Source organism: Neorhizobium petrolearium (assembly GCF_029854435.1).
Classification (GTDB): domain Bacteria; phylum Pseudomonadota; class Alphaproteobacteria; order Rhizobiales; family Rhizobiaceae; genus Neorhizobium; species Neorhizobium petrolearium.
The window spans coordinates 1,665,940-1,684,348 of record NZ_CP123000.1 but is presented as its reverse complement, the minus strand read 5'-3'; the positions used below and the strand labels follow the sequence as shown (position 1 = coordinate 1,684,348).

Genomic DNA, 18,409 nt, shown 5'->3' with positions numbered 1-18,409 from the left:
TCAGCCCTTGCCGCGGAAGGGAGAAGAGAGAGCGCGGTCGCTGTCGGCCGCTATGAAATCAAGAATCTCGATCACTTCCTTGCAGTCGGCATATTCATCACGGATCGCCGCCGCATTGGTGCGGATATTGCCCTCGCCTTCGAAGATCTGCTTGAAGGCGCGTCGCACCGCGTGGATGGTCGAACGCTCGATGCCGGCGCGCGTCATGCCGACCACGTTCAACCCGCCGAGCACGCCCGGATTGCCGTTCAGCATGCCATAGGGAATGACATCGTAGTTCACGGCCGAAAGCCCGCCGATAAAGGCCTGGCGGCCGATGCGGGTGAACTGGTGCACGGCGCAGCCGCCGCCGAGGATGGCGCGATCCGCCACATACACATGCCCCGCCAACATGACATTGTTGGACATGATGATATCGTTGCCGAGCTGGCAATCATGGGCGACATGGGAATTTGCGAGAAACAGGCAATTGTTGCCGACAACGGTCTTGCCGCCACCGCCGACGGTGCCGCAGTTCATCGTGACGCCTTCGCGAATGGTGCAGTTATCGCCGACCGTCAGCGAGGAACTCTCGCCGGCCTCATGAAGACTTTGCGAAACCCCGCCAATCACCGCCATCGGAAAAATGCGGCAATTGCGGCCGATCTCCGTATTGCCGGTGACGACCGCATGGGAAATCAGCTCAACGCCATCCTTCAGCACGACGCGCGGACCGACATGCGAGAACGGGCCGACGATGACATTCTCGCCGATGACGGCGCCGTCTTCGACCACCGCAAGCGGATGGATGCGCGCGCTGGCAGCGATCTTGCTCATTCGCCGCCCTTACGCATCATCGCGCCGATATCGGCTTCCGCAACAAGCGCGCCATCGACCTTGGCGTCACAATGGAATTTCCAGATATTGCCGCGCTGCTTCTGCTTGATGACATGGTATTCGACCCGATCACCCGGCACGACCGGCTTGCGGAAACGGGCGTTGTCGATGGTCATGAAATAGACGAGGTAGCCGCCCTCGCCTTCCTTCCGCGCACATATGGCGCCGGCAGTCTGAGCCATGCCCTCGATCAACAGCACGCCCGGCATGATCGGCCGATCAGGGAAATGGCCGGTGAAATGCGGCTCGCTGGCGGTTACGTTCTTGATGCCGATAGCGGAATTGTCGCCATCGATCTCAATGATCTTGTCGACCAGCAGGAAAGGATAGCGGTGCGGCAGCAGCTTCATGATTTCCTGAATGTCGGCCGCGCCGAGCTCCGGCTTGGTCTCATCAGTCATTCTTCTTTTCTCCTTTGCGCTTTGCCCGCTCATCCGACCGCGCCATGATCTCGGCCATGTCCCGCAAGAAATCCTTCATCGGCCGGGCGGGAATGCCGCCATAGACCACACCCGGCGGAACATTGGCGACCACACCGCTCATCGCAGCAATCTGGGCTCCATCGCCGATGGTGATATGGCCATTAATGCCAGACGCGCCGCCGATCAATACACCGTTGCCGATCTTCGTGGAGCCCGCAATGCCCGCGCCCGCGGCGATGCCGCAATGGCGACCGATGCGGACGTTATGCGCGATCTGAACCTGGTTGTCGATCTTGGTTCCTTCGCCGATCACCGTATCGTCCATCGCCCCACGATCGACGGTCGTGTTGGCGCCTATCTCCACATTGTCCTGGATGATCACGCGGCCGATCTGCACGATCTTCAGCATGCCCCTCGGACCCGGCGCATAACCAAACCCGTCCTGCCCGATGCGGGCCCCGTTGTGAATGATGACGTTATTGCCGATCAGGGCCACGAAGACGCTCGCGCCTGCGGCAATCGTGCAATCCCGGCCGATCCTGACGTCAGCGCCGACAACGCTGCCCGCGCCGATCCGCGTTCCGCTGCCGATCTCCGCCCGGGCACCAATCACGGCCATAGGCTCGACTTCAACCCCCGGCTCCAGCTTTGCCGTGGGATCGACGAAAGCCGCAGGCGAAATGCCCGGCGGCGATGACGTGACCGGCGCCGGCCGCATTGCCTGCGGATGCAAGATCGCTCCGGCCTGCGCAAAGGCCGTATGCGGCGTCTTGGTCAACAAGACAGGAATATGGTCGGGAACGATCGCACTGATGGCCGACTCGCAGAGAATTGCGGACGCCCGGCAGGTCTCGAGTTCATGCCGGCTCTTGCGGGACAGGATATAACAGATCTGCCCTTCGCCCGCCCGCGCAACCGGCGACACCGAATAGATCATCCGGCCGCCGGCACTCTCGTCAAGCAGCTCGGCCCCAAGACGGACGGCCAGCTCGCGCAGGCTCATGCCATCATGGGGCGGAAAGAATTCGTTGGGGTCCATAAAACCGGAACTCCAGAACAGATTTCCGCCCACTGTCGCGGGCGGAAACGATCAGAACTGGTTCGCCATGCTGAACCGGAATTCCTGGGTTTCGTCGAAGTCTTCCTTGACGACCGGCTTGGCGTAGTCGAAGCGGATATTGCCGAACGGCGATGCCCACATGACGCCGACGCCGACGGACGCACGCCAGGACATGTCCGTACCCTGCGCGGTGCTGGTACCCAGGTTGACGTCATTGCCGTAAAGCGTACCGGCATCCGCGAAGACCGCGGCGCGCAGACCGAAATCCTCCGGGAAAGCCGGCATCGGCATGGACATTTCAGCCGAGGCCGTGAAGTAAGTCGTGCCGCCCAGCGGATTGCCATGATCGACCGTGCGCGGACCGATACCGTCGTTCTCGAAGCCGCGAATCTGGCGACCGCCGATGGTAAACTGATCGAAGACGTGCAGATCATCACCCGTCGAGACAACGTGACCGGCACCGACCGCGATCGAGCCGATCAGGTCCGCTTCCGTCGACAGCGTCTGGAAATAACGGGCGCGGCCGGAAATCTTGTAGAAGTCGGAATCGCCGCCAAGACCTGCATATTCATGCGTGATCGTCGCATAGATACCCTCGCGCGGCAGCGTCTGGCTATCGAGCGTGTTGTAAGTCAGCGTCTGCGAGATCGACGACTGAACGAACGTTCCCTCATCGATCATCGCGGCATAAGGATAGGAAACGTTGTCGTCGGCCGTGAACGGCAGTCCATCGCCCCCGAAAGCGCCGTCGTTGTCGTATTTGATTTCCTTGTAGGTGTAGCGGAACGTCGTCGCCAGATCCTCGGTGATCGGCGCCGTGACGCGCAAGGTGACGCCCTGTTCCTCGTAGTCGTAATAATCGTTCGACGACGTGGAGCTCTTGAAGAGGTCGAAGCCCGCGGCCAGACGGTAACCCAGGAAATAGGGCTCGGTGAACGAAATGTTGTAGGTGCGGGCATCGTCGAGACCGCCGCCGACCGCGACACGAATGAACTGTCCGCGCCCCAGGAAGTTCTTCTCTTCGACAGAGGCCTCCAGGATAAAGCCGTCGCCACCGGCGGAATAGCCGGCACCGATACCGAACGAGCCGGTCGGCTGATCTTCCACATCGACCACGACGACCACCCGGTCGGATGCGCTGCCCTGCGTCGTCGAGATGTTGACCTTCGTGAAGTAACCCAGCGCTTCCAGGCGACGCTTGGCGCGCGAAATCATTTCCTGATTGAAGGCGTCGCCTTCGCTGAAATCGAACTCGCGGCGGATCACATAGTCACGGGTGCGGGTGTTGCCGCGAACCTCGATGCGCTCGACATAAGCACGCTCGCCCTGATCAACGAGATAGCTGACGCCGATCGTGTGGTTTTCCATATTACGGTCGCCGCGCGGAGTGACGCGAGCGAACGGATAACCGGCCGCGGCAACGCGCCGGGAAATCCCTTCCATGGTCTTCTGGATCTCGCGCGCATCGTAAGTGCCGCCCTGGCGAGTCTCTACGAGCCCCTGGAGGTCCTCGCCGCTGACGCCTTCGACGGTGGATTCGACCCCGATGTTACCGTACTGGTAACGCTGACCTTCCTCGACGGTGAAGGTGATGTTGTATTTGTTGGTCGACTCGTCGAGTTCGGCACTCGAGGAAATCACCCGGAAATCCGGATAGCCGTGATTGTAATAGAACTGGCGCAGCGCATCCTCGTCGGCGCGCAGCTTGTCCTCGCTATAAATATCCTTGCGGGTCAGGAAAGAGAGCGGGCCGGATTCCTTCGTGATGATCACGGATTTCAGGCGGCCGTCACCGTAAGCCTGGTTGCCGACGAAATTGATGTCGGCAATCTTCGTACGGTCTCCTTCGTTGACCACGAAGGCAAGATTGACACGGCCCTCGCCGACCGGTGCGGTCTGCGTGGTGACCTCCACATCGTCACGGCCGATCGCCCGGTAGGCTTCGCGGATGCGCTCGATATCGGCATTGATCATCGTCTCGCTGTAGGGACCGAGCGGCTGCGTCTGCACCACCGTCTGCAGCTTGTCGTCCTTGATCTTGCGGTTGCCGTTGAACACGACCTGGTTGATGAGCTGATTCTCGCTCACCGTAACAACCAGCGTGCTGCCGGAAACGCTGATGCGGACATCGGAGAAGTAGCCGGTCGAATAGAGCCGGCGTACGGATTCGTCGATGTCATTGTTGGAAAAGGAGACACCGGGACGGATCGTCAGATTGGAACGAACGGCTTCCTCGCCCGCCCGCTGTGCGCCCCGAACCTGGACGCTCCGGATCACCGCCGCTTCGGCAGAAGGTGCGGAAGCAAGTACCAGTACACCTGCGCCCGATGCAACAACACTAGCAGACAGCGCAACCGCCGACACTGCGTTCAAGAACTTTGAACCAGCCTTCATTTTCAATTCTTACCTTTTCCCGTTGTCCCTCACCGGGTGGGAGCCCGACTCCGGCCACGTGTGTCGTTTTACCTTCTTTTGCCCTACAAGCAAGCGATCGCGTTAATTTCTGTTTACTTCCTTCTCATGCGTGACCCAATCGCCACGCAACAGTTAGAAACATGGTGAATAAACAGTTTCCTTCATCATTTGAAGGACATCAGCCGATCAGGTTGCTGATGTCGTTGAAGGTCGCGAAAACCATCAGGCTCAGCACCATGGCAAGTCCGATGCGAAAAGCCATCTCCTGAGCACCGGCTCCCAGCGGTCTGCCACGCACTGCCTCTATGGCATAAAAAACGAGATGTCCACCGTCCAGAACCGGGACAGGCATCAGATTGAGAAGCCCGATCGATACGGAAAGAACGGCGGCAAGCTGGATCACGGCGGCAAAGCCGAGCGTCGCCATCTGTCCGGATGCCTGGGCGACGCGCACCGGCCCTCCGAGCTGATCGGCCTTCATGCGGCCGGTCACCAGGTTGCCGATATAGCGGAAAGTGCCCGTGATGATATGCCCGGTCTCCGTGACACCTTCTGCCACCGCCTGCAGCGGCGTGAAGCTCTCGACCCGGAAATTGCCGCGCTCCTCGTTGGTGACGATGCCGATCAAGCCGAGCTCGACCTTGTTGCCGAACTGGTCGGTGATTTCCGTCCGCTTGGGGATCATCGGCAGGTCAATATCCTGACCGTTGCGCTCGACCGTCACGACGATCGGGGTCTCGGGCCTGACGCTGACATAACGCCGCACGTCGTCGAAGGTGCGGATGCGCGAGCCGTCAAGCGCCACCAGCCGGTCACCGGGCTCAACGCCGGCCGCCAGAGCCGCGCTGTCCGGCTGCACTTCGGCAACCACCGGATCGGCAACGACCTTGCCGTAAACGCTGAACAGGACTGCGAAGATCGCAATCGCGAGAATAAAGTTGGCGATCGGGCCGGCCGCGACAGTCGCCGCCCTCTTCCACAATTTCGCCCCGGCCAGCGTCTGGGCCTTCTCTTCCTCGGTCATCCCCTGAAGCCCGCTCGCATCCGGCAGGCTCGCCGCATCCTCATCGCCGAAGAACTTCACATACCCCCCGAGAGGGATCGCGGAGATCTTCCACCGCGTGCCACGACGATCGGTGAACCCCAAAAGTTCCGGGCCGAAACCGACCGAAAAGGCGGTGGAGCGGATGCCGCACCAGCGGCCGACAAGGTAATGGCCCATCTCATGCACGAAAACGAGCAGCGACAGGACGAGTATGAAGGGGATGATGTAGCCGGTGATGAAGCTGAGGATGGCCATCAAAGTTTCCGTTTCAACATTCTACCGGTCGCAGCGTCCTCAAAAACCGAAAAGGAAGGCGGCAACCGATATACCAAGATGGCCCGTCGAGGCCGAGTAAACAAGAGTCAACAGAAACGCTGCGAAACAGGCGAAAACGAGGCCGTCGACACGGTCCATGACACCGCCGTGTCCCGGAATGAGATGGCTCGAATCCTTCACGCCGAACCGGCGCTTGATGAAGGATTCAAAAAGGTCGCCGATCTGGCTGGTGACGGACAGCAGGATCGAGATCGCCACGGTCCAGAGGGACAGCCGCGAAAAGACGACCAGCGCCACCGCCGAGCTCGCGATGGCAGCGGAAACGGTACCACCGATCGCACCCGACCACGTCTTTCCCGGTGAGATCCTTGGCGCCAGTTTCGGTCCCTGCAAGGCCCGACCGACAAAATAGGCGAAGATGTCGGTTGCCCAAACGACTGCAAAAATAAAGAGCGTCGCAACGAACCCGGCCTGATCGTCGGCCCGAATTGCGGCGAGCGATATCCCGCTCAGGCCCGCATAAACGATGCCGCCCGGCAACCACCAGCTTCCCTTGCGCCACAGCACGAGGAGAATGGCCGTGATCGCAGCGCCGCCGAGAAGCGGGATCGCCAGATCCCTCTCACCGAAGACGATATTGTAGGCGACCAGAAGGATCGCGACCCAGCCGAAGGCATTTGCCGAAAAATCGCGTTCGCCAAGTTTGGTTATCGTCGACCATTCGTAATAGATCAGGATGGCGATCACCGCCGCCAACGCGCGGAAGGAAAAACCGCCATACCAGGTGGCCGCAAGCACGACCACCGCAAGAACCAGGCCGGAAACGATGCGGCGTTTGAGTTCCGGGCTCATCAACCGACCACTGCGGCGGTCTGGTTCGACAAGCCGCCGAAACGCCGGTCGCGCGACGCGAAAATCCTGAGGGCATCATAGAAGAGCTTGCGGTCGAAATCAGGCCAGTATTCCGGCAGGAAGACGAGTTCGGAATAGGCGGCCTGCCACAAAAGGAAGTTCGAGAGCCTCTCCTCACCGCTCGTGCGAATGATGAGATCGGGATCGGGAATGCCGGCAGTGTCCAGGCTCTCGCTGATCCGGTCGGCATCGATATCGGCCGCCGTCAAAAGACCAGCCTCCACGTCGCGGGCAAGCTTGGCGACCGCACGGGCGATCTCGTTTCTCGCGCCGTAATTGAAAGCGATAACGAGCGTGAGAGCCGTATTGAACCGCGTCGTCTCTTCGGCCTCCACCAGCAACGGCAGAATGTCGCCCTGGAGTTCATCGCGCTCGCCGATCACCCGGATGCGAACATTCTCGCGATGAAGTTCGGCGAGATCGCGGCGGATAAAGCGGCGCAGAAGGCCTAGAAGATCATTCACTTCGGATTCAGGGCGGCTCCAGTTCTCCGAGGAGAAGGCAAACAATGTCAGGTATTTGACGCCTGCCTCGCCTGCAGCGCGCACCGTTTCCCGGACTGCTTCCACTCCTTTGCTGTGCCCGACGGTGCGGGGAAGCCCGCGCTTGTTGGCCCAGCGGCCGTTGCCATCCATGATGATGGCAACATGTTGAGGGATGATCGCAAGTTCGGGATTCGCCATATTCTATGCGGTTCCTTTGGCGGCCAAGGTCAAGCCTTAGACCTGCATGATTTCCTTTTCTTTGTCCGCAAGCAAGCGGTCGACTTCGGAAATCGTATCATCCGTCATCTTCTGCACTTTTTCCGATTGCGCGCGGCTGTCGTCCTGGCCGATTACGCCGTCCTTTTCGGCTTTTTTCAGGCCGTCCATACCATCGCGGCGCACATGACGGATCGCAACCTTGGCCTTTTCCGCATAATCGTGAGCAACCTTGACCAGCGACTTGCGGCGCTCTTCATTGAGTTCGGGAAGCGGGATGCGCAGATTCTGGCCATCAACAATCGGATTGAGGCCAAGATGCGATTCGCGGATCGCGCGATCCACCGCGCCCACCATCGACTTGTCCCAGACGGAGACGGAGAGCATGCGCGATTCCGGCACGGTGATGTTGGCGACCTGGTTCAGCGGCATACGCGAACCATAGGCCTCGACCGTCACCGGATCGAGAATATTGGCCGAAGCCCGGCCGGTCCTGAGCGATGCGATATCGCCCTTGAAAGCGGTAATTGCGCCGTCCATGCGACGCTTGATATCGTTGAGATCGATTGCTCCACTCATCACATCTACTCCCTTATTGTTATTTGGGCAGCCCTGAAAACTTGCGGCTCAGTTGTCCGCTACGATGGTCTTGCGGCCGCCGCCGGTCAAGATTTGGGCGAAGCCACCCTTTTCATGAATCGAGAACACGATGATCGGTATCGCATTCTCGCGAGCAAGCGCTACCGCCGCCACATCCATTACAGCCAGCCCTTTTTCGAGCACTTCGCCATGCGTCAGCGTCTCGAAACGGGTCGCGGTCGGATCCTTCTTCGGGTCGGCCGAATAGATGCCGTCCACCTGGGTGCCCTTGAAGATCGCCTCGGCACCGATCTCGGCGGCGCGCAGCGCGGCAGCCGAATCGGTCGTGAAGAAGGGGTTGCCCGTGCCGCCGGCGAAGATCACCACCCTGCCCTGCCCCAGATGATGCAGTGTGCGGAGCTGGGTGAAGCTCTCGCAGATTTCCGGCATCGAGATCGCCGAAAGTACCACAGTGTCGACATTCAGCTTGCGAAGCGAGGTGGCAAGTGCAAGCGCGTTGATCACGGTGCCGAGCATGCCCATGTGGTCGCCGGTCACCCGGTCACCGCCCTTGGACGCCACCGCCACGCCGCGGAAAATGTTGCCGCCGCCGACCACCACACCGACCTCGACGCCCATGGCGCGGGCTTCTGCGATATCGGAGGCGATCCTGTCTGCAACGTTGACATCGATCCCGAAGCCCTGGCTGCCCATCAGGGCTTCTCCGGAGGCCTTGAGCAAGACACGCTTGTAGAGGGGCTGAGGCGACATGGGGGCTCCTTGGAATCGAGACTGCCTGCGGAGGGAAACGGCTTGCGGATACACGAAGGGCACCGGCTTGTCACCCGGTGCCCTTCGGTTTTGTCGGCTTTTGCCAATGAGCTTAATCAGCCCTTGGCGGCTGCGGCAACTTCCGCCGCGAAATCCGTTTCTTCCTTCTCGACGCCTTCGCCGAGCAGCAAGCGTGCCATGCCGGTTACTTCGATCGGGGCGCCGACGTCCTTCTCGGCAGCCTTGATGGCAGCGCCGACGGTCAGGTCCGGATTGATGACGAAAGCCTGCGAAAGAAGCGCGACTTCCTCGAAGAACTTGCGCATGCGGCCTTCGACCATCTTCTCGATGATGTTGTCCGGCTTGCCGGAAGCACGGGACTGCTCGATGAAGACGTTGCGTTCACGCTCGGCAACGGCCGGATCGACTTCCTCGGCACGGATGGCCAGCGGCGCGGTTGCGGCGATGTGCATCGCGACCTGCTTGCCGATGGCGGCGAGCGCGTCCTTGTTACCGGTCGACTTCAGCGCGACGAGAACGCCGAGCTTGCCGAGACTGTCGGCAACCGCGTTGTGGATGTAGGTCGCAACGACGCCATCCTCGACGGAGAGCAGCGCAGCGCGGCGAAGATTCATGTTTTCGCCGATCGTCGCAACCGCGTCCTTGATCGTGTCGGCAACGGACTTGCCGGACGCCGGATAGGTCGCAGCACCGATCGCGTCGACAGAACCCTCGGTCGAAAGCGCCACTTCGGCAACGCCTCGGACGAGGCCCTGGAAGGCGTCGTTGCGGGCGACGAAGTCGGTTTCGGAATTGATCTCGACGGCGACGGCCCTGGTGCCAGCGCTGGCGATGCCGATCAAGCCTTCGGCTGCAGTGCGGCCGGACTTCTTGTCGGCCTTGGCAATGCCCTTGGCGCGCAGCCAGTCGATTGCCGCTTCCATGTCGCCATTGGTTTCAGCAAGCGCCTTCTTGCAGTCCATCATGCCTGCGCCGGTCTTTTCGCGCAGTTCCTTGACCATTGCGGCTGTGATTTCGGCCATTGTTTACCTCTTGTCGATTCATTTAGCGCCCAGCCGGGTTGGCGGGCGCATGGATTTCGGGACGATTATACCCGGAGTATGACAGCGTGATGTTTCGATCCACACCGCCCGGTCTCGGTTCCGGGACGGGGGAAAGAGGCGGCTTGAGCGCCGCCTCTCCATGAGAAATCAAGCTTCGGCTTCGCCTTCCAGCGCCGGCTCGATCGGGGCTTCGGCAGAAGCGCCGACGTCGCGGCCAGAAGCACCCTGCTGACGGGCAATACCGTCGATGGCAGCGCGGGCAACCAGGTCGCAATAAAGAGCGATGGCGCGCGAGGCATCGTCATTGCCCGGGATCGGGTAATCGATGAGGTCCGGATCGCAGTTCGAATCGATGATGGCGACGACCGGGATGCCCAGGCGCTTCGCTTCGTCGATGGCAATCTTTTCCTTGTTGGTATCGATGATGAACATCAGGTCCGGCGTGCCACCCATGTCGCGGATACCGCCGAGAGCCTTTTCAAGCTTCTCGCGCTCGCGCTCGAGGTTCAGGCGCTCCTTCTTGGTGAAGCCCGATGCTTCCGAAGACAGGATCTCGTCGAGCTTGCGCAGGCGCTGGATCGAGTTCGAGATCGTCTTCCAGTTCGTCATCATGCCGCCGAGCCAGCGGGAGTTGACGTAATACTGGGCCGAACGCTTGGCGCTGTCGGCGATCAGTTCCGAAGCCTGGCGCTTGGTGCCGACGAAAAGAACGCGGCCGCCACGGGCGACGGTGTCGCTGATGACCTGCAGGGCGCGCGACAGCATCGGCACGGTCTGTGCGAGGTCGATGATGTGGATGTTGTTACGATCGCCGAAGATGTACGGCTTCATCTTCGGGTTCCAGCGGTGGGTCTGGTGGCCGAAGTGAACACCAGCTTCCAGAAGCTGGCGCATGCTGAAATCAGGCAATGCCATGCCTTTTTCTCCTTTTCCGGTTGAACCTCCGCAAGGCGATCAGCAAACCCTTCGGGAATGCCACCGGCGGAAAAGCCCGGATTTCTCCCGGACGATCCCATGCCCTACGTGTGGAATGCGGCTGGCCATACATTCGATTTGCCGGAAATGCAAGGGTATGGCGAAAAAAGCTTGAACCTTGCGGAACGCCGTGAGGCGGCGCGCCCGTCGGGCTTCAGTCCTTCTCGGCTTCGGCGCAAGGCCATTTCTTGGGCGTAACCAAACCGGCCGGAAGTTTGGTAGCGGCATTGCCGCAGGCTATGTCCACCTGATGCTGATCGAGACCGATCGCCGCCGAAAGATCCACGCCCTCTATCCGCGTCAGAAAAAAGAAGGCGTCCTCGAAATTGATCGCCCCCTCGAAAACGGCTGTCGTCAGATCGGCACGCGACAGATTGGAATAGGAAAAGTTCGCACCGGTGAGCACGGTCTTGTCGAAAATGGCCCGACTCAGATCGGCTTTCTGAAAATTGGCATTTTCCAGCTCAGCCCGGGAAAAATCGGCGCGTTGCAATTCTGCAGCCATAAAGGATGCGTCATTCGCACGGACGTCCTGAAATCCCGCCCGATAGGCCTCCACTCTTTGAAAATTCGCCCTGTCGGCACGCGCACCGGCGAGCGCCGCCCGAACGAGCGTCGCCTTGGTAAGATCGGCGGAAACGAAATTGGAGTTGCGCAGGTCCGTATAGCTGAAATCGACATCGACAAGATTTGCCTGGACGAAATCGCTGCCGTCCAACATGAGGTTCTTCTTGCCGCATCCATGCCAGTCCACACCGGCGAAAGGACTTGTCCGACAATCCTGGGCCTGCGCCGGGCTCGCCACGAGCCCTCCCGCTGCAGTCAGCAGCAACAAGATACCCGCCAAAACGACCAATTCGCGCACAGTTACCAAAGCCTGTCCCCCATACCGATCAGGATCATTCAACCGTTTATGTATGATACAGGGACCACGATGGAATTTCACCTGGGAACACGCAAATCGCTGCAGCAAGACATCATGGTTTGCAATCCGTTTTACCGAGCATTTCCAGCTTTACCAAGCTTCCCGAGAGTACAAAGTCGCCATAATCCATGGTGAGGTCGCGGGTGATGCCGTTCTCGTAGAGCTTGAACGACATGTTGTAGACCGGCATGGGATCGCCCTGCGTGGCCTCGTTGAAATAGGCGATCGTCACCGGCCAGAAGGGTGTCCTGGAAAATTCGCCGGCCTTGTCAGCATCGGCGTCATCCTTTTGCGGGGTTTGCGGCTTGCCGATCACGGTCGTCGTCAACAGCGCCTGATCGCCGTTTTCCGAACCGTCGAATACCCGTGCCTCGAAGAAATGCTTGCCTTGCTTGGCATTCCGGATGACGTCCAGCATATGGCCGGTCGGGAAATCGCTGGCAGGCAGGTCGATCTCGCGCCCGTCCGGCTGGGTGATCTCAACCTTGACGCCTTTTTCCGCAACGCTCGCATCGCCGCTCACCTGCCGGTCGAGCTGCTCATCGGTGAAGGATTTGGTCTCGAAATGGAACTGTCGAGCGGACATGTCCTCGAAGGTCGTGGTCTGCTGGTCGCTAAGGCGCGTTTCCTCGCCGGTGTCGATCCTGGTGACCAGCCGGAAATTTGTGGAGAAGCCGGTGCAGGCGGAACCGGTGAACTCATAGACCATGCGGCCGAACATGCCTTCGATGCCGGAACGTTCGGACGCATCCTTCAGCTTCAGATCGTAAATGGCCCGATGCGGCACAAGCGCCAGGGCGGCGCTGTCGGTATTTGCATCCGCGGAGGTGGCTGCCATGAGGCTCGCACCGCCGGCAAGGATCACACCGAGGCTCATTCGCAGCATGCACATTCTCCTGTTGGACTCAGTCCGGGGTGTTATAAGAACGCCATCCGGCCAAGCTATGGCTTTGATGCAGGATTTTTGAAGAATTTACAACAAACGGGAGTTGAAAATGACCGAAGCCATTGACGGCCGATTGAAGGAGCTAGGGATTACCCTCCCCGTTGCGGCAGCCCCCGCCGCCAACTACGTGCCCTATACGATCAGCGGCAATACGCTTTATCTTTCCGGCCAATTGCCCATCGAAGGGGGCAAGGTTGCCGTGACCGGACTGGTCGGGCGCGACGTGGATGTGCCTGCCGCTCAGCGCGCCGCCGAGCTTTGCGCCATCAACATTCTCGCCCAGGCGAAAGCCGCGCTCGGCGGGGATCTCGGCAGGATTCGCCGCGTGCTGAAGCTCAACGGCTTCATCGCCTCCGCGCCGGATTTCACCGAGCAGCACATCGTCATGAACGGAGCATCCAACCTCCTCGCCAATGTGCTCGGAGATGCCGGCAAGCATGCGCGTGCCGCCGTCGGCATGGCTGCCCTCCCGCTCAACGCCGCCGTCGAAGTCGACGCCATCATCGAGATCGACGCATGACCTCTGCTGCCTGGATCAAGGATCTTCCCGTCGCCCATCGCGGCTATCACGACATGAATCATCAGGTGTGGGAGAACACGCTCTCCGCCTTCGCCCGCGCCGTGGAGGCCGGTTTTGCGATCGAATGCGACGTGCAGCTCGCCGCCGACAGCGTGCCGGTGATCTTCCACGACCATGACCTCGAAAGGCTCTGCGGCATCAAGGGCGACGTGCGCGAAAAGACCGTGGCCGAACTCGGGCTGCTTGCCGTCGGAGGCACGAAGGACAAGGTGCCGACGCTGAAGCAGATGCTCGATCTTGTCGCCGGCAAGGTGCCGCTCGTCATCGAGATCAAGGGGCGGACAGGCGAAGGCGAAGACGACGGCTTTGCCGAGACGGTGCTCGAAGTGCTCGAAGGCTACCAGGGTCAGGTGGCGCTGATGAGCTTCGACCACCACATTCTGCGAGACCTGAAGAGGGCTGGCTCCCCCTACCCGCTCGGCCTCACCGCCATGGGCGACAAGCCGGAGGAATTCTTCCGGCATGACGAGGCCATGCAACTTGGCCTCGATTTCATCTCCTATCACTACCCCCACCTGCCGAACAGTTTTATCACAGCTCAGAGAGCGGCCGGAATTCCCGTCATTACCTGGACGGTAAGGGATGCAAACGGTGTCGAACATACCTATAAATATGCGGACCAGATGACCTTCGAAGGTTTCGATCCACGGGAGGCTTCCTCCCCCTCCCAGTAAAGAGAGCATGACCGGCAATCTCACGATCCGCATCGAAAAATCCTTCTGCGCGATCAGCCAGACGAGCTGGTCGCGCCTTTCGGGCACCTCCAGGGCTTCATCCGCCGAGGTGCCTTACAATCCCTTCCTTTCCCATGCCTTCCTCTCGTCGCTGGAGGAATCCGGCTCGGCTACTGCCAAGACCGGCTGGCTCGGGCACCATCTCCTGCTGGAGAACGACCAAGGCACGTTGATCGGCGCGGTTCCGGGCTATCTCAAGAGCCACAGCCAGGGCGAATATGTCTTCGACCACGGCTGGGCCGACGCCTTCGAGCGCGCCGGCGGACGTTATTATCCGAAGCTGCAATGTTCCGTGCCGTTCACCCCCGCGGCCGGGCCGCGGCTCCTCGCCGCCTCCGGCTACGACAAGGCTTCTACGGAACTGGCGCTGGCCGCAGGTCTCCAGGAGGTGACGCGCCAGCTCGGGATATCTTCCGCGCATGTGACTTTCATCGCCGAAGACCAGCTCGCCGCATTCGAAGAGACCGACTACCTGCACCGCACCGACAAACAGTTCCACTTCATCAATGACGGCTATGCAAACCACGACGCGTTCCTGGAAACGCTGGCATCGCGCAAGCGCAAGGCCTTGAAGAAGGAACGGCGTGCGGCGGTCGAGAACGGCATCACCATCGACTGGCTGACCGGAAGCGATCTCACAGAGGATATCTGGGACCAGTTCTTCGATTTCTATATGGATACCGGCAGCCGCAAATGGGGCCGCCCTTACCTCACCCGCACATTCTATTCGCTGGTCGGCGAGCGCATGGCGGAAGACATCCTGCTGGTCATGGCGAAGCGCGGGGGAAAATACATCGCCGGAGCGATCAATTTCATCGGCGGAGATACGCTCTTCGGCCGCCACTGGGGCTGTATCGAAGACCATCCCTTCCTGCATTTCGAGGTCTGCTACCATCAGGCGATCGACTTCGCACTCGCCAAGGGGCTCAAGCGCGTCGAAGCGGGTGCGCAAGGGGAACACAAGCTGGCGCGCGGCTATATGCCTGTCACCACCCATTCCATGCACTATATCGCCCATCCTGGGCTGCGCCGCGCGGTCGCCGATTATCTGGAGCGCGAACGGGAAGAAGTGGAATATATGAACGAATATCTTTCCGAGCATGCGCCCTTCCGCAAGGGCGAGCGCCAGCAGGAAGACTGATCAGAAATTCAAGGAGAGGACATAACGATGAGCGGCCAGGCTTACGATCCCAACAACATCTTCGGCAAAATCCTGCGCGGCGAAATTCCCTGCCACCGGATTTACGAGGATGACGATACGCTCGCCTTCATGGATGTGATGCCGCAATCCCCCGGCCACCTTCTCGTCATTCCCAAGGCGCCGTCGCGCAATATCCTCGATGCCGATCCGGTGGTTCTCTCCAAACTGATGCCGGTCGTGCAGAAACTCGCTAGGGCTGCCAAGGAGGCCTTCGAGGCGGACGGCATCACCGTCATCCAGTTCAACGAGCCGGCTTCGGGCCAAACCGTCTATCACCTGCATTTTCACGTCATCCCGCGCTACGAAGGGCTGCCGCTCAAGCCTCATTCGGGGCAAATGGAAGACGGTAACGTACTTGCCGCCAATGCCGAAAAGATCATCGGCGTATTGGGAAACTAGTGTGACGTCTCAGAGATTATGACGGGTTGTTCTATGCCCAGAATTGGCAGGTCTTGCGGGGGGACGAGCAGTTGGATGCTGCGCGCGACACCTGGTTGCTTTTGGATCAATCCGATTTTCTCAAGTGTCTTTAGCATCTGGTGGACCGAGGGTGGGGTGACTTTGAAGTATCGCTGGAAGTCTGCCTCGGCTGGGGCACGGCCATTGATCTGTGAATAGGCCCATATGAAGGCAAGATACTGGCCCTGCTTTGCGGTGAAGGGGGTTGGTCCGCCCGGCTTCTTTTGGTCAAGCAATTGATTCATTTCGGATTCATCCAAGGTCCCTCGACGATGAGGGATATTGTGATGAACGTACGATATCGAGTCGATCTTAGCCAGATCGAACGCGACGAGCTTGGCGCTTTGGTGAGTGGTGGCAAGCAACCAGTCCGACGGCTCAAGCGAATGCAGATACTGCTGGCGGCTGACGCCGGCGTCAGCGATGAGGCCATCGAAGCCTCGGTGCAGACCAGCGGCTCCACCATCTATCGCACCAGGAAGCGCTTTGTGGAGATCAGCCTGGAGGCCGCCCTCAGTGAAGAGCCGCGGCCCGGGGCGGCTCGAAAGCTGAGCGGCAAGGACGAGGTGCAACTGGTCGCCCTGGCTTGCTCGGATCCACCCAAGGGCTGCGCCCGGTGGACCTTGAAGCTTTTGGCCAACGCGCTGCTGGAAGTGGTCGAACATCAGAGTGTCTCACGCGAAACTATCCGCCGCAGACTGGACGACAACGACCTGAAGCCCTGGCAGAAGAAGATGTGGTGCATCGCCAAAATCGATGGCGAATATATCGCCCGGATGGAGGATCTCCTCGATCTTTACGCCGAGCCGAGTGATCCTAAGCGGCCAGTCGTCTGCTTCGATGAAAGTCCGATCCAGCTCATCGGCGAGGTGCGCGTGCCTATCGTGCAGAAACCGGGGAAGCGATACCGCTACGACTCCGAATACAAGCGCAATGGCACGGCCAACCTCTTCGTTATGGTCGACGCCAATAGGTCATGGCGCAAGGTCAAGGTCACTGATCGGCGCGCCAACGAGGACTTCGTCGTCTGCATGCGCGACCTGGTCGACCTCGATTATCCCGGCGCCAACCGGGTCCGTGTCGTGATGGATAACCTATCAACCCACACGGCCTCCGCTGTCTATCAGACCTTCCCGGCCGCCGAGGCGCGTCGGATCTTGCGACGTCTGGAATTCCACTACACGCCCCGCCACGCGAGCTGGCTCAATATGGCCGAGATCGAGATCGGCGTCATGCGCCGACAGTGTCTTGACCGCCGTATCGACAACCGCGACTTGCTCAAATCCGAGGTTGACGCCTGGGAGCGGCGTCGAACCGAAAGTGGCGCTCAAATCCGATGGATGTTCTCGACAGACCAAGCCCGCGAAAAGATGGCAAAGTCTTATCCAATACCTTTGCTCAACGAGTCATAATCTCTGGGACGTCACACTAGAGCGTCGGGCGGCTTTTGTGAATCTGTGGATTCCACTGGCTCCGATTTTATGATTCAACATGGCAGGAGGACTTGCCATGTCTCGGGCGTATTCATCTGATCTTCGTCAGCGGATTGTCGATGCGATATCTGAAGGCAAAACGCGGCGAGCGGCTGCGGCGGCCTTCAAGGTTTCGCCCGCCACGGCGGTACGGCTCAAGCAGCGTTCGGATCGAACGGGTTCGGTCGAGCCGTCCCGACGAGGACGGCCCAGCGGAGGCGGCAAACTGGGTCCTTACCGGGACGGCCTGATTGCCAAGGTGGAGGCACAACCGGATATAACCATGCCCGACCTAGCGGCGTGGCTGGAAGAGCGGCATGGCGTGAAGGCCGATCCCTCGAACCTGTCGAAACTGCTCTGCCGGGCAGGCTTCACTTATAAAAAAAACGATGATGGCATCGGAACGCGAACGCGCCGACGTGCGCCGAGAGCGTGATGAATGGCGCCGGCATCGCCAACCCGCGATGCAGAAGAACCCCGGACGTCTCGTCTTTGTGGATGAGACTTCGGTCAAGACCAACATGACGCCGCTGCGTGGCAGGAGCAAAAAGGGCCAGCGTTTGCAGGCGGATGCCCCTTTCGGCAAATGGAATACCCAGACCTTCATCGCCGGTCTGCGCTGCGATGCCATCACCGCTCCCTTTGTCGTCGATGGCGCCATGGATGGCGACAAGTTCGACACCTATGTGCGAACTCAGCTGGCACCGACGCTTCAGCCGGGCGACGTGGTGATCTGGGACAATCTCAACGTCCACAAGAGCCCCAGAGCGGCGGCGGCCATCGCCGAAAGAAAGGCATGGATATTGTTTCTGCCGCGATATTCGCCAGACAACAATCCGATTGAAATGGCCTTCTCAAAGCTCAAGACACTCCTGCGAAGGCAGAAAGCAAGAAACTACGACGATCTCTGGAAGGCCGTCGGGAAAGTCTGCGACCTGTTTACGCCACAGGAATGCTGGAACTATTTTCGGCAAGCCGGATGCGTTGCATATTAAT

At 59.9% G+C, this 18,409-nt stretch carries 20 protein-coding genes; 6 read left to right on the top strand and 14 right to left on the bottom strand.

The window, feature by feature from the left end:
* The 13 genes from lpxA to QEO92_RS08645 form a co-directional block, all read right to left on the bottom strand.
* Positions 1-816, bottom strand: coding sequence for an acyl-ACP--UDP-N-acetylglucosamine O-acyltransferase (lpxA, locus tag QEO92_RS08705; protein WP_227702737.1), 816 nt, complete (start codon positions 814-816; stop codon positions 1-3).
* Positions 813-1,277, bottom strand: a complete 465-nt coding sequence (gene fabZ / locus QEO92_RS08700) for a 3-hydroxyacyl-ACP dehydratase FabZ (RefSeq protein ID WP_037154974.1) — start codon at positions 1,275-1,277, stop codon at positions 813-815. The genes lpxA and fabZ overlap by 4 nt, the downstream gene beginning before the upstream one ends.
* Positions 1,270-2,337, bottom strand: a complete 1,068-nt coding sequence (gene lpxD / locus QEO92_RS08695; RefSeq protein ID WP_227702736.1) for a UDP-3-O-(3-hydroxymyristoyl)glucosamine N-acyltransferase — start codon at positions 2,335-2,337, stop codon at positions 1,270-1,272. Before lpxD ends, fabZ begins: the two co-directional genes overlap by 8 nt.
* 51 nt (positions 2,338-2,388) lie before the next feature.
* Entirely contained in the window at positions 2,389-4,752 is a 2,364-nt protein-coding gene (gene bamA / locus QEO92_RS08690) for an outer membrane protein assembly factor BamA (protein WP_227702735.1), read from the bottom strand.
* A 199-nt stretch (positions 4,753-4,951) separates the two neighbouring features.
* A complete protein-coding gene (gene rseP / locus QEO92_RS08685; protein WP_227702734.1) occupies positions 4,952-6,073 on the bottom strand; it encodes an RIP metalloprotease RseP in 1,122 nt (373 codons plus the stop codon).
* Between the two features lie 39 nt (positions 6,074-6,112).
* Positions 6,113-6,946, bottom strand: coding sequence for a phosphatidate cytidylyltransferase (locus QEO92_RS08680; protein ID WP_227702733.1), 834 nt, complete (start codon positions 6,944-6,946; stop codon positions 6,113-6,115).
* Entirely contained in the window at positions 6,946-7,689 is a 744-nt protein-coding gene (locus tag QEO92_RS08675) for an isoprenyl transferase (protein ID WP_037154963.1), read from the bottom strand. Before QEO92_RS08675 ends, QEO92_RS08680 begins: the two co-directional genes overlap by 1 nt.
* Positions 7,690-7,725: 36 nt before the next feature.
* Positions 7,726-8,286 (bottom strand): ribosome recycling factor, encoded by a 561-nt coding sequence (gene frr / locus QEO92_RS08670; protein WP_037154961.1) that lies wholly within the window; start codon positions 8,284-8,286, stop codon positions 7,726-7,728.
* A 48-nt stretch (positions 8,287-8,334) separates the two neighbouring features.
* On the bottom strand, positions 8,335-9,057 hold the full coding sequence (pyrH, locus tag QEO92_RS08665; protein ID WP_227702732.1) for a UMP kinase: 723 nt from the start codon (positions 9,055-9,057) through the stop codon (positions 8,335-8,337).
* Positions 9,058-9,173: 116 nt separating this feature from the next.
* Positions 9,174-10,100: a translation elongation factor Ts gene (tsf, locus tag QEO92_RS08660; protein ID WP_037154955.1), complete on the bottom strand. Its 927-nt coding sequence runs from the start codon at positions 10,098-10,100 to the stop codon at positions 9,174-9,176.
* A 168-nt stretch (positions 10,101-10,268) separates the two neighbouring features.
* Positions 10,269-11,036, bottom strand: a complete 768-nt coding sequence (gene rpsB, locus QEO92_RS08655) for a 30S ribosomal protein S2 (RefSeq protein ID WP_037154952.1) — start codon at positions 11,034-11,036, stop codon at positions 10,269-10,271.
* A gap of 214 nt (positions 11,037-11,250) precedes the next feature.
* Positions 11,251-11,952 (bottom strand): pentapeptide repeat-containing protein, encoded by a 702-nt coding sequence (locus QEO92_RS08650; RefSeq protein WP_037155355.1) that lies wholly within the window; start codon positions 11,950-11,952, stop codon positions 11,251-11,253.
* Positions 11,953-12,073: 121 nt separating this feature from the next.
* Positions 12,074-12,907, bottom strand: coding sequence for a cell envelope integrity EipB family protein (locus QEO92_RS08645; RefSeq protein WP_407721061.1), 834 nt, complete (start codon positions 12,905-12,907; stop codon positions 12,074-12,076).
* A gap of 109 nt (positions 12,908-13,016) precedes the next feature.
* On the opposite strand from QEO92_RS08645, the gene QEO92_RS08640 reads away from it, so the two are divergent.
* Genes QEO92_RS08640 through QEO92_RS08625 form a run of 4 tightly spaced genes read left to right on the top strand, consistent with a single transcriptional unit; the run spans position 13,017 to position 15,881 of the window.
* The gene (locus tag QEO92_RS08640; RefSeq protein WP_227702730.1) at positions 13,017-13,487 is read left to right on the top strand and encodes a RidA family protein; all 471 of its coding nucleotides are present in this window, start codon (positions 13,017-13,019) and stop codon (positions 13,485-13,487) included.
* Positions 13,484-14,221, top strand: coding sequence for a glycerophosphodiester phosphodiesterase (locus tag QEO92_RS08635; protein WP_227702729.1), 738 nt, complete (start codon positions 13,484-13,486; stop codon positions 14,219-14,221). The genes QEO92_RS08640 and QEO92_RS08635 overlap by 4 nt, the downstream gene beginning before the upstream one ends.
* A 7-nt stretch (positions 14,222-14,228) precedes the next feature.
* On the top strand, positions 14,229-15,422 hold the full coding sequence (locus QEO92_RS08630; protein WP_227702728.1) for a GNAT family N-acetyltransferase: 1,194 nt from the start codon (positions 14,229-14,231) through the stop codon (positions 15,420-15,422).
* 27 nt (positions 15,423-15,449) lie between these two features.
* Positions 15,450-15,881 carry an HIT family protein gene (locus QEO92_RS08625; protein ID WP_227702727.1) on the top strand — a complete coding sequence of 144 codons (432 nt, stop codon included), beginning with the start codon at positions 15,450-15,452 and terminating at the stop codon, positions 15,879-15,881.
* Here the strand turns inward: QEO92_RS08625 and QEO92_RS08620 are convergent.
* Positions 15,878-16,186: a LexA family protein gene (locus tag QEO92_RS08620; RefSeq protein WP_037155434.1), complete on the bottom strand. Its 309-nt coding sequence runs from the start codon at positions 16,184-16,186 to the stop codon at positions 15,878-15,880. The genes QEO92_RS08625 and QEO92_RS08620 overlap by 4 nt on opposite strands.
* 42 nt (positions 16,187-16,228) lie before the next feature.
* On the opposite strand from QEO92_RS08620, the gene QEO92_RS08615 reads away from it, so the two are divergent.
* Both QEO92_RS08615 and QEO92_RS08610 read left to right on the top strand, forming a co-directional pair.
* On the top strand, positions 16,229-17,353 hold the full coding sequence (locus tag QEO92_RS08615; RefSeq protein WP_227702726.1) for an IS630 family transposase: 1,125 nt from the start codon (positions 16,229-16,231) through the stop codon (positions 17,351-17,353).
* Between the two features lie 97 nt (positions 17,354-17,450).
* A protein-coding gene (locus QEO92_RS08610) for an IS630 family transposase (protein ID WP_227702725.1) occupies positions 17,451-18,408 on the top strand; the annotation gives its coding sequence in 2 pieces (ribosomal slippage) (positions 17,451-17,792 and positions 17,794-18,408; 957 coding nt in all).
* Position 18,409 lies beyond the last annotated feature (1 nt).

Excerpts from the sequence above, each read along its gene's own strand:
- QEO92_RS08680 (WP_227702733.1), bottom strand. The coding sequence starts at position 6,946 with ATGAGCCCGGAACTCAAACGCCGCATCGTTTCCGGCCTGGTTCTTGCG.
- fabZ (WP_037154974.1), bottom strand. The coding sequence starts at position 1,277 with ATGACTGATGAGACCAAGCCGGAGCTCGGCGCGGCCGACATTCAGGAA.
- rseP (WP_227702734.1), bottom strand. The coding sequence starts at position 6,073 with ATGGCCATCCTCAGCTTCATCACCGGCTACATCATCCCCTTCATACTC.
- frr (WP_037154961.1), bottom strand. The coding sequence starts at position 8,286 with ATGAGTGGAGCAATCGATCTCAACGATATCAAGCGTCGCATGGACGGC.
- QEO92_RS08625 (WP_227702727.1), top strand. The coding sequence starts at position 15,450 with ATGAGCGGCCAGGCTTACGATCCCAACAACATCTTCGGCAAAATCCTG.
- QEO92_RS08675 (WP_037154963.1), bottom strand. The coding sequence starts at position 7,689 with ATGGCGAATCCCGAACTTGCGATCATCCCTCAACATGTTGCCATCATC.
- rpsB (WP_037154952.1), bottom strand. The coding sequence starts at position 11,036 with ATGGCATTGCCTGATTTCAGCATGCGCCAGCTTCTGGAAGCTGGTGTT.
- lpxA (WP_227702737.1), bottom strand. The coding sequence starts at position 816 with ATGAGCAAGATCGCTGCCAGCGCGCGCATCCATCCGCTTGCGGTGGTC.
- QEO92_RS08635 (WP_227702729.1), top strand. The coding sequence starts at position 13,484 with ATGACCTCTGCTGCCTGGATCAAGGATCTTCCCGTCGCCCATCGCGGC.
- QEO92_RS08640 (WP_227702730.1), top strand. The coding sequence starts at position 13,017 with ATGACCGAAGCCATTGACGGCCGATTGAAGGAGCTAGGGATTACCCTC.
- QEO92_RS08630 (WP_227702728.1), top strand. The coding sequence starts at position 14,229 with ATGACCGGCAATCTCACGATCCGCATCGAAAAATCCTTCTGCGCGATC.
- QEO92_RS08615 (WP_227702726.1), top strand. The coding sequence starts at position 16,229 with ATGAACGTACGATATCGAGTCGATCTTAGCCAGATCGAACGCGACGAG.
- lpxD (WP_227702736.1), bottom strand. The coding sequence starts at position 2,337 with ATGGACCCCAACGAATTCTTTCCGCCCCATGATGGCATGAGCCTGCGC.
- QEO92_RS08620 (WP_037155434.1), bottom strand. The coding sequence starts at position 16,186 with ATGAATCAATTGCTTGACCAAAAGAAGCCGGGCGGACCAACCCCCTTC.
- bamA (WP_227702735.1), bottom strand. The coding sequence starts at position 4,752 with ATGAAGGCTGGTTCAAAGTTCTTGAACGCAGTGTCGGCGGTTGCGCTG.
- tsf (WP_037154955.1), bottom strand. The coding sequence starts at position 10,100 with ATGGCCGAAATCACAGCCGCAATGGTCAAGGAACTGCGCGAAAAGACC.
- QEO92_RS08645 (WP_407721061.1), bottom strand. The coding sequence starts at position 12,907 with ATGCTGCGAATGAGCCTCGGTGTGATCCTTGCCGGCGGTGCGAGCCTC.
- pyrH (WP_227702732.1), bottom strand. The coding sequence starts at position 9,057 with ATGTCGCCTCAGCCCCTCTACAAGCGTGTCTTGCTCAAGGCCTCCGGA.